Genomic DNA, 13,890 nt, shown 5'->3' with positions numbered 1-13,890 from the left:
TTCGTCAAAGCGGCACGGCGAAAGTCTCGGAGATGAGATTGGGCGTCAGCACCTCGGCAACGGACCCGAAGGCGACCTGCTTGGTATTCAACACCAGCACTTCATCGAAAAGCTCATGCGCCGAGACAAGATCGTGGTGCGAGGCGATGACCAGCCGTCCTTCCGCCGCGAGCCGGGCCAACAAATCGCCCAGCAACAGTGCGGCATTGCGATCCAGACCGGTAAAAGGCTCGTCGAGCAATAAGACATGGGCTTCCTGGGCAATCGATCGTGCAAGGAAAGCCCGCTGCTGCTGCCCGCCGGATAGCTCGCGGATCTGCCTGTCTTGCAGGTCGTTCAGATTCAGCGAATCCAGCGCGTGATCGACCGCTTTTCTGTCTTCCAGCGAAAATTTCCGCCACCAGCCGGTCTGCGGATACCGACCCATCTCGACAAGTCCCCGCACGGTGATGGGGAACGACCAATCAATCTCTTCCCGCTGGGGTAGGTAGGCGAACTCCCGGGACCATTTTTTTACCGATGTTCCGCGCCAGAGGATTTCTCCGCTGCTTCTGGGGACAAGACCTGCGATGGATTTCAACAAGGTGGATTTCCCGGCACCGTTCGGGCCGATGAGAGCCACACGATTGCCGCAGGAAGTCGCGATATTGACACCCTCCAATGCTAGAATCTCACGATATGCCACGGATAGATTCTCGATCACCAATTCGTGGTGATGACCGTGATGGGCGCAGCAATCATGGCTGATGTAATCGGTTTCCTCTTTCAAAACGGTAGTTCCACAAAGTCATCTATATTTCCTGAAGCATCGAAAACATGCGTGAATGTCATTTCGCCGGGAGCCTCAATCACCAGCTTTGCAAAACGATGTCCAACATTCTCTCCCACCCATTTCGCAGTTAGAAAAACCACTGGGGATGTGCGATCAATCGTTAACTCCCCCGTGAAATCCACCGTATCCACTCCGAGATCAAGTTCCGAACTGCCGTTTCCCTCCAGGACAGCTTCGATCGGCGGCTCTGAGAAAGTGAGAAAATATCTGGCTATGATCGCGTCCCGATCGTCCTTGCCCCCGGCTTCCGATATTTTTCTGGAAACAGGCGTCACCGGCTCGCTGGCGGTAAGCTTCAGCAAGCCCAGACCGGAACCAAAAAGGAGTGTCAGAATAATCAATGTGCGTAGCAATGGCGAACCTCTCACGCAACTAACGTGCAGTAAGAGGATCGACTTGCAAGCCCGGCTCAGGACTTTTTTCTTTGCGCAAAGCCCGGTGGCCAGCCCGGCAAAGCCTTACTTCCGGAAATAGCCTTCAATCGCCGAGACCAACCCTGTGATATCGTGTTGCACGGCTTCGACCGCAGGCTTGTGATTCAGCCCGCTAAGCGTCTTGGAAGTGATGGGCCCGATGCTAGCCGCGACACAATCCTCCGGCCACGGTAGATCCAGCGCAAAGAAATGCTCCGCTGTCGAACTGGAGGTGAAGGTCACCATGTCAGCTCCGTTTTCGATGAACTTGGCCTGGGCGCCGGTAAAATCCTCGGTTTCGGGAACTGTGCGATAGGCCACGCATTCGTCGACAATGGCACCGAGTTTCATCAGACCATCGTAAATCACATCACGCGATTCCGCGGCCTTCACCCAAAGCACCGTTTGATTCTCGATATTGATTTCCTTGAATGCATCCAAGAGCCCTTCGGCCACGTAGCGTTCGGGCATCAGATCGACACCGATGCGGTATTCGCGGATCTTCGCGGCAGTTGTCGCACCGATCGCCGCAATCTTCGGATTACCGAGACTACGGGCATCCTCATACGTTGCAAAAAAGGCATCGAAGAACTTCTCCACACCGTTCGGGCTCGTGAAGATCAGCCAATCGTATTCGTGGGCATGTGTCACCCCTTCGGCAAAACCTTCACGATCCTCCGGCAGCTCGATTCGAATCGTCGGCAGCTCGATCACATCCGCGCCAAGATTTTGCAGCCGCTTGGTGAGATCGCCCGCTTGCTCGCGAGTGCGAGTCACAACAATTTTCTTACCGAACAACGGACGTTTCTCGAACCAGTTGATCTTCGCACGTTCCTTCACGACGTTTCCGATCACTGCCACCGCCGGAGAAGAAAACCCTTCCTTCTCCGCAATATCCGCAATCGTTTCGAGAGTTCCCTCGATGGTCCATTGCGAGCCGGTGGTCGCCCAGCGAACCAAAGCGATCGGCGTATCGGCAGCGGCTCCGTTCTCGATGAACGAGCTGGTAATTTCCCGCAACCGCGCCACTCCCATCAGGAAAACCTTCGTGCCGGGAGTTTTCGCAAGCTGCGCGTAATCAATCGAGGAATAGCCTTTTGTCGGGTCCTCGTGTCCGGTGAAAATAGTCAGCTGGGTATTGTGATCGCGATGCGTCACGGGAATCCCCGCGTAAGCAGGGCCCCCGATCGCGGAGCTAATGCCCGGCACGATCTCAAAGGCAACTCCGGCTTCCGCAAGCTCCGCTGCCTCCTCGCCGCCACGGGCGAAAATCATCGGATCGCCACCTTTCAGGCGGGTTACGATCTTACCGTTTTTCGCATGGTCGACGATGATTTGATTGATCTGATCCTGTGGAACGGCGTGATCTTTCGCACGCTTGCCGACGTAGATTTTCTCACAGCCTTTCTTTGTCCAATGGAGCAGTTCCGGACTACTCAGCGCGTCGTAGACGAGGACATCCGCGATTTCGATGCATTCCTTTGCACGAAGGGTGACAAGACCGAGATCGCCGGGTCCGGCGCCAACGAGATAACAGATACCTTTGGAGTTCATTTGAGAGATTGAAAAAGTTCGAGTGCGACGGCGAGCGGGTCCGGGCCCTTGGCTTCACCAGTTTTCGGAGTGCCGCCTTCCTCAGGGAAGACACGGGCGTAGAGACTGATTTCCTCGCCTTCCAGGCAAGAGTAAACGCCGACAGGGGTATGGCAACCGCCATCGAGCAGACGCAGGAATTCCCGCTCGGCGGTGACTTTGATCCATGTTTCCCGGTGGTTGATCGCCGCCGCATATACTGCGGACGCATCATCGCCATCACGGATTTCCAGGCCGATCGCTCCCTGCCCGGCGGCCGGGAAAAATTCGCTTTCGTCCAGCCGCGTTGCGAAAACCTGCGGATGCCCGGTTACTGTTTCCGCATCCCCTGCCGGTCTTTCAGGCAGAAAGCCGAGGCGCACCAGGCCAGCCTCGGCGAGAAGAATCGCATCATATTCGTCATTGTCGGCGAGCTTGCGGATACGTGTCGGCACATTTCCGCGCAGATCGAGCAATGTCAGATCCGGGCGGAGAAATTCGATTTGCCTGGCACGGCGCACACTGCTGGTGCCTACCCGAGCTCCCTGCGGCAAGGCGGCCAGCCCACCGGACGCTTTGGATAGCAAAACATCCTTTACCGGCGCACGCTCCAAGGTTGCCGCGAGAATAAAACGAGGATCGAGAACCGTGGGCATATCTTTGAGACTGTGCACCGCAATGTCGATCGAGCCATCGGCCAGGGCTTCCTCGAGCTCTTTGATAAACACACCTTTATCGAAGATTCCCTCAGCCTTCGCGACATTGGCCAGAGACACATCCGTGCGCCTGTCACCGGTCGTCTTGATAATTTCCCGGCGGAAATCCGTCTCGGGAAACTTTTCTCCGAGCAAGCCCTCGGTCGTTGTGGCCTGCACGAGCGCGAGCTCACTGCCTCTCGTGCCGATGATGATTTCTTTCCTGGTGCCGCTCATAATTTCGTCCGCCCCTCAATGCAACGCGAGACGCTCCGGTGCAAGGCTAAGAAACGTCAGCCAACCGATTCACCCTTTATTTTCAAGGTTTTGCAATTACTGTATCCTTGCAAATTCTGCAAATCTTCTTGCCAAGAACCATTTGGAAAGATAATCCCGCCCACTCTTCCTGTGAGTGCATCTCTCGAAATGAACGCCTGATACTTATGAAGTTAGCTAAACTGCTCAATATCGACCGCATCCTTCTGGACATGAAGGCGACAGAGCATTGGCCTGCCATCGAGGAACTCGTCGATTTCCTCAGCGAAAAAGGCGACATTCCGGCCACCTGCCGGGAAGGGATTCTCACAGCACTTCAGGAACGTGAGGCCCAGATCAGCACCGGGATCGGCTCCGGCGTGGCGATTCCCCACACATTCTCCGACACGATGGAAGAAGTCGTGGCAGTTTTCGGCAGATCCAAGGCGGGGATCGATTTCGAGGCCCTCGACAATGCCCCGGTTCATTTCATTATTCTCTTCATCGTGCCCCGCAAGGACTACCACCTTCACCTCCGGACACTTGCCGCGATCGCAAAGATGTTTACCAACTGTGAAGTCAGGCGAAAATTAGGCGCGGCCGAAAGCAGGGATGAAATTTTGGAAATTCTTGACCCAAAACCCTTGCGTAAAGGTCAGGAAAGCGGCGAGCCTTGCTGACGCCACTTTTTTCCAAATGACTCTCCTTCAGAATCTCGAATCCCGCCTCGCTTCAGCCCTAGAAAAAGTTCTGGGCGAAGCCATCGCCCCCAATATCGCTCCCGCGGCGGATCTTCGCTTCGGCGATTACCAGAGCAATTCCGCGATGGTTCTGGCGAAACGCCAAAAGACCAACCCACGGGTGCTGGCGCAGCAAATTCTCGATGAGATTGATCTCGGCGAGCTCGCCACGGCAAAAATCGATGGTCCGGGCTTTCTCAATTTCACCATCCTGCCGGCCGCTTATGCCGCCCACGCAGAGTCTTTGCTGAAAGACCCACGCCTTGGTGCCCCGGAGCCAGGGAAAGGAATTCGCGTCGTTGTCGATTTCTCCGCGCCAAACGTTGCAAAACCGATGCACGTCGGCCACATCCGCTCCACAATCATTGGCGACTCACTCTGCCGCATCGCCCGATTCCTCGGCTACGATGTGATTGCCGATAACCACATCGGCGACTGGGGCACTCAGTTCGGCATGATCCTGCATGGTTGGAAGACCCTTCTGGATCACGATGCGCTGGCGGCCGATCCGATCACAGAGCTGGTCCGCGTATATCGCCAGGTAAACGCATCGGCGAAAGACGACCCCTCCGTTTTGGAAACCTGCAAGTCGGAGCTGGTGAAACTCCAGGCAGGCGATGCCGAAAACCTCGCCATCTGGCAACAATGCATCAATGTATCGAAGACCGGGCTTCAGAAAATCTACGATCGCCTGGATGTCCGTTTCGACCACTGGCTGGGTGAAAGCTTTTACAACGATATGCTCCCCGGGCTGGTGGAAGAATTTGTCGAGAAAGGCCTGGCAAAGGAAAGCAATGGTGCGATCTGCGTTTTCTCGGACGGAACGAAAGCCCAGGAACAGGACCCTTTCAAAGTTCACCGCGAGGATGGCTGGAACGACAACCCTGCGATCATCCGCAAGGCGGACGGTGGCTTTCTCTATGCCACCACTGACTTGGCAACCATCAAATATCGCATCGACGAATGGAACGCGGATCAGGTTTGGTATGTCGTCGGAGTGCCGCAACAGCTACATTTCCGTCAGATTTTCGAAGCGGCGGAGCGCTGGGGCAAAACCGGAGACTTCCGCCACATTGCTTTCGGCTCCATCCTTGGGGAGGATCGCAAACTGATGAAAACCCGCTCTGGCGATAATGTCGGCCTTGTGGATGTACTCGAAGAATCGGTCGAACGCGCAGCAGCAGCCATTGCGGAAAAGAATCCTGATCTACAAGGAAAAGAGGCGGAGGAAATCGCGGAAATCGTCGGCATCGGGGCGGCGAAATTCGCGGAACTTTCCCAGAACCGTCTTACCGACTACGTTTTCGCATGGGACAGAATGCTTGCATTGCAAGGGGACACTTCACCCTACCTGCAATATTCGAATGTCCGTATTCGTTCGATCTTCCGTAAGCTGGACAGTGAGTTTTCCGCAGAAGGCATCAAGATTATTCTGGAGAAGCCGGAGGAAATCCATCTCGCGCGTTTGCTGGCACGTTTCGGGGAAGTCGTGCCGCTGGTCCTTGAGGATTACCGCCCAAACTTGCTGACGAATTATCTCCTGGAGCTGGCACGCGCCTTCCATTCCTATTTCGAGGCATGCCCGGTTCTTAAATCGGAAGAACCCGTAAAATCCAGCCGACTGGCACTTTGTGAGCTAAGCTCAAGAACGCTGGAAAAAGGTCTCGGATTACTAGGAATCCGTTGCCCCGAGCGCATGTAACATTCATAGTTTAGCAAGATCATGTCTCCATTTTACGTTATTGGGCATAAAAACCCTGACACCGATGCCGTATGCTCTGCCATCGGTCACGCCGCCCTTCTACGCGCCTGCGGAGAAGAACCCGAAGCCGTCGCAGCACGCTGTGGAGAGGTTTCCCAACGCACGAAATGGGTCTTGGAAAAGGCGGGTTGTGAGGCTCCGGTCCTTTTGACCGACGCTCGCACGGATGCCGGCATGATCTGCAAGCGCGAGATCATCCAGGTCCGCCCCACCGATACATTCCTTGTCGCCTACAACCGCATGTTGGCAGCTTCCATCCGCTGCGTGCCGGTGGTGATGGACGATGGAAAAGTCATCGGAATGCTGCAGTATATCAATCTTCTCAAGCTCCTACTGCCGGAAAACACCGAGGGAATCAGCGTCCGGACAGTCCATGCCTCGCTCAACAACCTGGCCGCGACCCTCGGAGCGGAAAGCCACGGCGCGACGATCTGCGACAGTGATGCGGAGGAAGATCTGATTCTCCTCGTCGGCGCCTCCTCCCAGCAGACGGTGGAGTCCCGTCTCAAACAGGCGACCAATGAGGGCAATATCCAGCGCTTCCTGGTAATCTGCGGCGACCGCCCAATCGTCCAGCGGCTTGCAATCGAAAAGGGTGCAAGAGCCTTGCTGGTTACCGGCAGCAATCAGATTTCCCAGGAGATTAAAGACTTCGCCATTGCCAAAGGCACAGTGCTTTTGCGCTGCCGGCAGGATACCGCGAGTGCGAATACGCTGATCCGCTGTTCACGAACCGTCCAACACGTGATGGAAACCAATTTCATCTCCATCCGCGAGAATGAGCCGGTTTCAAAAATCCGCAAACAACTCGTCACCGTCGATCAGGACTTGTTTCCAGTCATGGAGCTGGGCACAAATACGATGCTTGGCGTATTGGCAAAATCCGATCTGGTCGATCCCCCGAAACTGCGTTTCGCCCTCGTCGATCACAACGAATACGCCCAGGCGGTTTCCGGGATCGAGGAAGCGACAATCACTGAGGTCATCGATCACCACCGGCTTTCCGGAGACCTCGTTTCACGCGAGCCCATTCGCTACCTGAACGAACCTGTGGGCTCCACCTGCACACTCGTCGCGCGGAAATTTTTCCACCGGGATCTCATTCCTTCACCTTCCGTCGCACTCTGCCTCTGCGGCGGAATCGTCTCGGACACCCTTTGCCTGACCTCACCGACAACGACAAAACTTGATCGAAAAATGCTCACCTGGCTGAGCGGCATCGCCCGGGTTGATGCCAAAGAGTTCGCGGAGGAATTTTTTGCCGTCGGCTCGTTGATCGCCAACGGCACCGCAGATGAAATCCTCAACTCGGACCGCAAGGAGTTCAATGAACAAGGCACGTTCCTGAGTATCTCGCAAGTGGAGGAACGGGATCTCCATGGATTCAAAGCACGCCGGGAAGAGCTGGAAAAAGCGTTAAAGGATCTACTGGATGCTAATAAATATGACATCGCCGTTCTGGTAATCACGGACGTCGCCCTGCTCAAAAGTATGGTCCTCGCAGTCGGTAAAGAGAGCATCGTGGCAGGACTTCCGTTCAATCGTCTGGATGATAACCTCTATGTCGCACCCGGCGTGGTCTCGCGTAAACGCCAGATCTTTCCGGCGGTTTGCGAGGCGATCGAGCACGCGCATCTACAGCCATCAGAGGATTCCTAGAGCCTTCCATATCTTTGCGGCACTGCGGTGAAGATATCGCCGCCATCTCCTCGCAGCGCCAAGTGGAATCCGAAGAGCAGCTGAAGCCCATGGTAGAGCTCATGAAACGCGACTCCGAGCTGACGGCACTTACCCATAGGTTGAGCTCTCACATAGATGAGCTCAGCTCCCAAATCCACGATCACATTATCGCCGGAAAATCCTAGATTCCGGCCACCTTTTCATGCGTTAATCCTCGCCAATTATGCAAGGGACCAGAACTCCGTCACTCATTCCATGGATTTTTTTCTTATCCGCGGGAACCAGCGTTGCCAGACAGCCGCCAAACGAAGTCTCGCCATTCCTATCGGTGAAAAAATACGGACATAGCCGGGCGCGCACATCGACCATTTTCACGCTGCCATCCTCCTGATAAATCGGATGCTCGAAGCGCCGGCCTTCGTGAAATTCCTGCATCAGCCATGCTTGCTCGCCCGTCTGCTTCAGAGCAGTATCCAGCCGTTCCTTCCACTCTTGGGCGGAAAGATCGTGGCCGATGAAAACCCCGCGAGAGCCCCAGGCGGATTCGTGGAACCCACTGATCTTCAATACCAGCTGGCGTTCCTTCTGGGAAAAGTCGGCGACTTCTTTCCACGAATGGACATCCAGTTTCGGCAACGCCGCATGCGGAGGCAAAGGCTCGGGATCGATCACCCAACCAAAGGGAACGAGATTTCTCAATCTCTGCAAATGGCTTCCCCGCATCGTTTGCTCCCAGAGCTTTTTCAACGAGGGTGACCACAAAAGTGCCAGCCACAGTTTTTCCTCCAGGTGCGGTTTGAAGGGTGGCGTGACATTGATTTCGCCTTTCGCTGATTTCCCGGCCAGATCGCGGAAACCCGGGATTGCCTTCCAATCAAAATTTTCAAAAAAGCGGTAAACGTCCCGTCCGTTTTCCACGTAGCTCTCTGCCGCTTCGGTCTTCCAGCCATCCCCAAGCCGGGAAGCCAGCCAATCCATTTCCGGACGATAATCCCTGGATTCCTCCGACACCAGGATATCGCCACCGTCCGGCATAAGAGAGCGGAAACCTTCCACCATCCCATCCGGCCCGCCGAGCACTTCAAAACCGGCGTCTGCGTAGACCTTCGAAAGCCATGCGGTGATTCCCATCCCGCCCGGCACGCTATCGAGCTCACTTGCCGCGAAATGGCCTTTTGCCAAAATCAGATCCGGGCGGATGACGCGCGGAAATTGCTCTGCCATCCCTCCCTCCCGCTGCAGCCCGGCCAGCCAGTCCGGCTTTCCCTGATCGAGCAGTTCAGCCAGCCACGGGGCGATTTTTCCCGCCGCAGACCGCCGATACAGCATATCACTCGCCTGCTGGAACTTTGCCAGTGGATGGCCCAGGGATGTCATTTCCCGTGCCTCGGCAGCACTGAGCTTCAGGGGCTGCGGGGACCACTGCCAGTTTCCACCGCCAAACAATCCGCCTTCCGGCAGAGCCTTCTTCAAATCTTCCAACGCAATCTCCACGCGCCAAACATCCCTGCATTAGGAAAAAATGCAAAGCCGGAAACCAACATGCTTTCCGCCATCAACATTGACCAAGCGCCACTTTCTGCACCATCCTCCCGCCCGTGAGTCATTTACCCGTCGAGCCATCCATCGAAGCCTTCGAGCAATTTTCAAAACAAGGAAACGTGATCCCTGTTTTCACTCAGCTTGCCGCAGATTTCGAAACACCCATCTCCGCTTACCTCAAGCTCCGCGACACGAAAAATTCCTTCCTTCTCGAGTCTGCCGAAGCAACTGACAAAGGCGGACGCTGGTCCATCGTTGGCTCCGGACCAAAACGTATTTTCACTGCCCATGGTAAGGAAATCACCATCAAAGACGGGAGCAAAACCCGCTCTTTAACTGCTCCGGATGATGTTCTCGCAGCGCTCGAGCGTGAAATGGCAGCCTTCAAACCCGTGGAAAATCCCGCACTACCACCTTTCTCGGGCGGAATGGTCGGCTACCTTGCCTACGATGCGATTCGCCAGTTCGAGCCATCTCTGGGCGAGCCACCTTCGGATCCCCTCGGCGTGCCGGATGCTCTGTTCATGCTCGCGGATACCTTACTGGTTTTCGATCATCGCCTCCGCCGCCTGCAGATCATCGCCAATGCTTTTCTCGATGAGCACGCCTCCCCCGCCGAGGCCTACGCGACAGCCTCCGGGCGAATTGCCTCCATCATCGAAATACTCAACCGCCCGCTCCACGTCCCGGCGCTCAACGGCCTCGCGAAGATCACCGACGAACCCGCCGAAAGTAATACGACCCAGGCCGAATACGAGCAAATCGTCCGCGATGGCAAGGAATTCATCGCGGCCGGCGATATCTTCCAGTTCGTTCCGAGCCAGCGCTTTACCGTGCCCTTCGATCAATCCCCGGTCGATCTCTACCGTGCGCTCCGCCATGTCAACCCATCGCCCTACATGTTTATTCTGGAAATGGAAGACTTCGCGCTCGTCGGCTCCTCTCCGGAAGTCCATGTCCGTTCCATCCGTGGCCGCATCGATATCCGTCCGATTGCCGGCACCCGCTGGAGGGGCAAAACCCAGGAGGAAGACGATGCCCTAGCCGCCGAGCTTCTGGCAGACCCCAAGGAACGTGCCGAGCACCTCATGCTTGTCGATCTGGCCAGAAATGACGTCGGCCGTATCGCGCAGCACGGCAAGGTTTTGGTCGATGATTTCATGATTATCGAGCGCTACTCCCACGTCATGCATATCGTCTCGAACGTCTCCGGCGTGCTCGATCCCGAACATTCCGCCTACGATGTGCTTCGCGCCACGTTCCCGGCGGGGACGGTATCCGGCGCACCAAAAATCCGCGCGATGCAGATCATCAACTCATTGGAAAAAAACAAACGTTGCGCCTACGCCGGAGCTGTTGGTTATTTCGGCTTCGATGGCTCGCACGATTCCTGCATCACCCTGCGGACTTGCCTACTAAAAGACGGCAAAGCCCATGTCCAGGCTGGCGCGGGAGTCGTCGCAGACTCCGATCCAACCTACGAATACAACGAAACCGTCAACAAATCCAAAGCCCTGCTCCGCGCCATCGCCTTGGCGAAGACCATCGAGGATTGACCGACCTCTTACCCTTAAACGATCACCAAGCACCGACTTTTCCCATGCTCCTCATCTTAGACAACTACGATTCCTTCACCTATAACCTTGTCCAATATTTCGGCGAACTGGGTGTGGAGATGAAAATTTTCCGCAACGACGCCCTGAGCGTTGAAGACGTGAAAAAGCTCGCTCCGGAAAGAATCTGTATCTCCCCCGGCCCATGCACGCCTAACGAAGCCGGCATCTCCCTTGATCTCATCCGGGAGCTCGGTCAGACGACTCCCATCCTTGGCGTCTGCCTCGGCCATCAATCCATCGGACAAGTCTACGGAGGCGATGTCGTCCGCGCCGACAGGCTGATGCATGGCAAAACCTCGGCAATCCATCACAACGGCAAAAGTGTCTTCGCCAATCTGCCGAATCCTTTCGAGGCCACCCGCTATCACTCACTCATCGTGAAGCGTGAGACTCTGCCGGATTGTCTGGAAATCACCGCTTGGACCGAGGAACAGGAGATCATGGGCCTGCGCCATAAGGAACACCCAGTGCATGGTGTCCAGTTCCACCCGGAATCGATACTCACGGAGAACGGAAAACAAATTCTCGAAACTTTCCTCAGCCTCTAAGCCCAGCTTTCCGGGGGTGCTTTCTCGAAGACCGTTCACCGCTTTCCCACCAAACGCTTCCTCTCCCTTTTCCCACCATGCCACGCTTTCACCTTCCTCCGGAACAATGGACTGAAACCCCGTTCCTCGACGGGACTGAAGCCAAGCACCTCGCCCAGGTGCTTCGGATCCAGCCAGGCCAGACGATCACGGTTTTCGATGGCCGCGGCAGTCGTGCCGAAGCGAAGGTGCTCAGTGTTTCCAAGCAACGCGTCGATCTGATGTTGGAGCTTGCCGAATCACACGACACGCCGCTACCGGAAATCACGCTCGCCCAAGCGATTCCAAAAGGAAAAAACATGGAGTGGATCGTTCAAAAAGCCGTCGAGCTGGGTGTTTCAAAAATCCAACCGCTCGTCACCCGCCACACCATCGTCAGCCCTGGCGATGACAAGGCGGAAAAATGGCGCCGCATCGCTCTGGAAGCCTGCAAGCAGTGCGGACAGGACACGATTCCAATTATTGAGGATCCACTTGATTTCACCCAATGGATCGCCAACCAGGACACAGCCGAGCTGAAAATTCTGGCGTCTCTTGCGGAAAATCCGAAAAATTTCCGCGAAACACTCCAGTCGCATCCGGATCTGGAGGCGATCACCGTGGCAATTGGTCCGGAGGGAGATTTTTCCGAAGATGAAACCACCGCCGCGATCGCCGCCGGCTTCATCCCGGTCACCCTGGGAAATCTGGTTCTCCGGGTGGAGACGGCGACGATGCTCTGCCTCTCCGCGATTCGTTTCCAATACATCTAAAACTTGACTAGAACGCCTTCCAAGGTGTTCGTTCCCCCCGAAATGAATGGCGATCAAGCATCAGGCAAGCTCTGGGTCCGTGAGGTCCTGAAGTCAAAGCTCCACCGCGCAGTCATCACCGAGGCTGATGTCGAATACGAGGGCAGTATCGAAATCCCCCGCGATCTGATGGATGCAGCCGATTTATGGCCCGGCGAGAAGGTCCTGGTTGCCTCCATTACCACCGGCGCACGGCTTGAGACCTACGTTCTCGAAGGTCCGCCAAACACCGGGAAAATTCTCATCAACGGTGGTGCCGCACACCTCATCAAAAAGGGAGAACGGGTGGCGATCATGGCTTTCGGTTACTCCGATACCCCATTGAAACCGAAAAACCTCCTCATGGGAGACAACAACGAGATTCTCCGGAATCGCTGAAATTCCATTCAGCGGGGCCAAAGCACCATCAGGTAACCCAGATAGCAGAGAAGCAATACGCTGCCTTCCCAGCGGGAAATTTTCATTCCGCTCATCGAAAATGGCAATAGAAGGCAGCTCAGCCCCAGCATTACCAATCCATCCCGCAGCTCGAACCCGGAGGAATCGATATCTCCGGAAACGGATGCTGTGAGGCCCAGGATACAGAGGATGTTGAAAATATTTGAGCCGACAACGTTCCCGATAGCGATGTCCGACTGCTTTCTGAAAGCGGCAACCACGCTCGTGGCCAATTCAGGGAGACTTGTCCCGGCGGCAACGATCGTCAGTCCGATGATTGCATCCGAAATTCCGATTTTTTTAGCGAGGAAGGTGGCACCATCAACAAATAGCCCGGATCCGTAGACGAGCAGCGCCAGTCCTCCGGCCACGAAGACGAGATCGATCAGAATCGACTTCGATGGCTGGAGATCAACCTCTCCGGGTGGCGCTCCCGATGCGGCAAAGCTCTTCCGCGCGGCTTTGATCGTGAAAAAAAGATAGATCAATAGGCCGATCACCAGCAGAATACCCGCAACTCTTGTGACATTTCCGGAAGCGATCAGAAACATGCCAACCAGCGATGTGCCAATCAAAACGGGAATATCGCGTTTCAAAATATCAAGATGGATGCCAAGCGGGTTGATAAGCGAGGCAATTCCCAGAATGACCGCGATATTGAAAATATTGGATCCGACGATATTACCGATGGCTATCCCTCCCCGGCCCTCCAAAGCGGCGGATACACTAACGCTCAGCTCCGGAGCACTGGTCCCGAAAGCGACCACAGTCAGGCCGGCGATCAATGGGTGAACTCCAAGGCGTAACGCAAGGCTCGCACTACCACGGACAAGACCCTCGGCTCCAAAAAATAACAATAACCCACCAATAATGATCAGAAACATAACGACGTGCTTTGGAAGAATGGTTGTTTCCGGATGTTCGTGGTTTGGTCGGCGACTGCCCACGATCTGGTGTGTTGGGCGCA

General features: G+C 55.5%; 13 protein-coding genes. 7 read left to right on the top strand and 6 right to left on the bottom strand.

The genetic code is table 11. The annotated features are described in order from the left end of the window. Window positions 1-4: 4 nt before the first annotated feature. From ACFSSA_RS07340 to hemC, 4 genes are all read right to left on the bottom strand, one after another. On the bottom strand, window positions 5-769 hold the full coding sequence (locus tag ACFSSA_RS07340; protein ID WP_386819749.1) for a metal ABC transporter ATP-binding protein: 765 nt from the start codon (window positions 767-769) through the stop codon (window positions 5-7). Continuing rightward, window positions 766-1,200: a hypothetical protein gene (locus ACFSSA_RS07335; protein ID WP_386819747.1), complete on the bottom strand. Its 435-nt coding sequence runs from the start codon at window positions 1,198-1,200 to the stop codon at window positions 766-768. The genes ACFSSA_RS07340 and ACFSSA_RS07335 overlap by 4 nt, the downstream gene beginning before the upstream one ends. Before the next feature lie 90 nt (window positions 1,201-1,290). Further along, window positions 1,291-2,799: a uroporphyrinogen-III C-methyltransferase gene (cobA, locus tag ACFSSA_RS07330; protein WP_386819746.1), complete on the bottom strand. Its 1,509-nt coding sequence runs from the start codon at window positions 2,797-2,799 to the stop codon at window positions 1,291-1,293. Further along, window positions 2,796-3,749 carry a hydroxymethylbilane synthase gene (gene hemC, locus ACFSSA_RS07325; RefSeq protein ID WP_386819744.1) on the bottom strand — a complete coding sequence of 318 codons (954 nt, stop codon included), beginning with the start codon at window positions 3,747-3,749 and terminating at the stop codon, window positions 2,796-2,798. The genes cobA and hemC overlap by 4 nt, the downstream gene beginning before the upstream one ends. A 206-nt stretch (window positions 3,750-3,955) precedes the next feature. On the opposite strand from hemC, the gene ACFSSA_RS07320 reads away from it, so the two are divergent. The 3 genes from ACFSSA_RS07320 to ACFSSA_RS07310 are packed head-to-tail and all read left to right on the top strand — an operon-like array spanning window position 3,956 to window position 7,928. Further along, entirely contained in the window at window positions 3,956-4,447 is a 492-nt protein-coding gene (locus ACFSSA_RS07320; RefSeq protein ID WP_386819742.1) for a PTS sugar transporter subunit IIA, read from the top strand. Between the two features lie 16 nt (window positions 4,448-4,463). Beyond that, window positions 4,464-6,209 (top strand): arginine--tRNA ligase, encoded by a 1,746-nt coding sequence (argS, locus tag ACFSSA_RS07315; RefSeq protein WP_386819740.1) that lies wholly within the window; start codon window positions 4,464-4,466, stop codon window positions 6,207-6,209. Between the two features lie 21 nt (window positions 6,210-6,230). Then, complete coding sequence (locus ACFSSA_RS07310; protein WP_386819738.1) at window positions 6,231-7,928, top strand: putative manganese-dependent inorganic diphosphatase; 1,698 nt, start codon at window positions 6,231-6,233, stop codon at window positions 7,926-7,928. A 228-nt stretch (window positions 7,929-8,156) separates the two neighbouring features. Here the strand turns inward: ACFSSA_RS07310 and ACFSSA_RS07305 are convergent, their stop codons facing one another. Then, entirely contained in the window at window positions 8,157-9,443 is a 1,287-nt protein-coding gene (locus ACFSSA_RS07305; RefSeq protein WP_386819736.1) for a hypothetical protein, read from the bottom strand. Between the two features lie 104 nt (window positions 9,444-9,547). Between ACFSSA_RS07305 and trpE the strand changes: the two genes are divergently transcribed. The 4 genes from trpE to ACFSSA_RS07285 all read left to right on the top strand — a co-directional run bounded on the left by trpE (window position 9,548) and on the right by ACFSSA_RS07285 (window position 12,863). Beyond that, on the top strand, window positions 9,548-11,047 hold the full coding sequence (gene trpE / locus ACFSSA_RS07300; protein ID WP_386819735.1) for an anthranilate synthase component I: 1,500 nt from the start codon (window positions 9,548-9,550) through the stop codon (window positions 11,045-11,047). A gap of 44 nt (window positions 11,048-11,091) precedes the next feature. After that, complete coding sequence (locus ACFSSA_RS07295) at window positions 11,092-11,655, top strand: anthranilate synthase component II (protein ID WP_386819733.1); 564 nt, start codon at window positions 11,092-11,094, stop codon at window positions 11,653-11,655. A gap of 77 nt (window positions 11,656-11,732) precedes the next feature. Then, window positions 11,733-12,446, top strand: coding sequence for a 16S rRNA (uracil(1498)-N(3))-methyltransferase (locus ACFSSA_RS07290; protein WP_386819731.1), 714 nt, complete (start codon window positions 11,733-11,735; stop codon window positions 12,444-12,446). 42 nt (window positions 12,447-12,488) lie between these two features. Further along, window positions 12,489-12,863: an aspartate 1-decarboxylase gene (locus ACFSSA_RS07285; protein ID WP_386819729.1), complete on the top strand. Its 375-nt coding sequence runs from the start codon at window positions 12,489-12,491 to the stop codon at window positions 12,861-12,863. An 8-nt stretch (window positions 12,864-12,871) separates the two neighbouring features. On the opposite strand, the gene ACFSSA_RS07280 is transcribed toward ACFSSA_RS07285, so the two are convergent. Next, window positions 12,872-13,807 carry a calcium/sodium antiporter gene (locus tag ACFSSA_RS07280; protein ID WP_386819875.1) on the bottom strand — a complete coding sequence of 312 codons (936 nt, stop codon included), beginning with the start codon at window positions 13,805-13,807 and terminating at the stop codon, window positions 12,872-12,874. Window positions 13,808-13,890: the final 83 nt, after the last annotated feature.

The organism is Luteolibacter algae, assembly GCF_042683045.1.
Taxonomy (GTDB): Bacteria; Verrucomicrobiota; Verrucomicrobiia; order Verrucomicrobiales; family Akkermansiaceae; genus Luteolibacter; species Luteolibacter algae.
The sequence above is the reverse complement of the archived record's forward strand: the minus strand, read 5'-3'. Positions and strand labels throughout refer to the sequence as shown.

Excerpts from the sequence above, each read along its gene's own strand:
- cobA (WP_386819746.1), bottom strand. The coding sequence starts at position 2,799 with ATGAACTCCAAAGGTATCTGTTATCTCGTTGGCGCCGGACCCGGCGAT.
- hemC (WP_386819744.1), bottom strand. The coding sequence starts at position 3,749 with ATGAGCGGCACCAGGAAAGAAATCATCATCGGCACGAGAGGCAGTGAG.
- ACFSSA_RS07320 (WP_386819742.1), top strand. The coding sequence starts at position 3,956 with ATGAAGTTAGCTAAACTGCTCAATATCGACCGCATCCTTCTGGACATG.
- argS (WP_386819740.1), top strand. The coding sequence starts at position 4,464 with ATGACTCTCCTTCAGAATCTCGAATCCCGCCTCGCTTCAGCCCTAGAA.
- ACFSSA_RS07310 (WP_386819738.1), top strand. The coding sequence starts at position 6,231 with ATGTCTCCATTTTACGTTATTGGGCATAAAAACCCTGACACCGATGCC.
- ACFSSA_RS07295 (WP_386819733.1), top strand. The coding sequence starts at position 11,092 with ATGCTCCTCATCTTAGACAACTACGATTCCTTCACCTATAACCTTGTC.
- ACFSSA_RS07290 (WP_386819731.1), top strand. The coding sequence starts at position 11,733 with ATGCCACGCTTTCACCTTCCTCCGGAACAATGGACTGAAACCCCGTTC.
- ACFSSA_RS07285 (WP_386819729.1), top strand. The coding sequence starts at position 12,489 with ATGAATGGCGATCAAGCATCAGGCAAGCTCTGGGTCCGTGAGGTCCTG.
- ACFSSA_RS07280 (WP_386819875.1), bottom strand. The coding sequence starts at position 13,807 with ATGTTTCTGATCATTATTGGTGGGTTATTGTTATTTTTTGGAGCCGAG.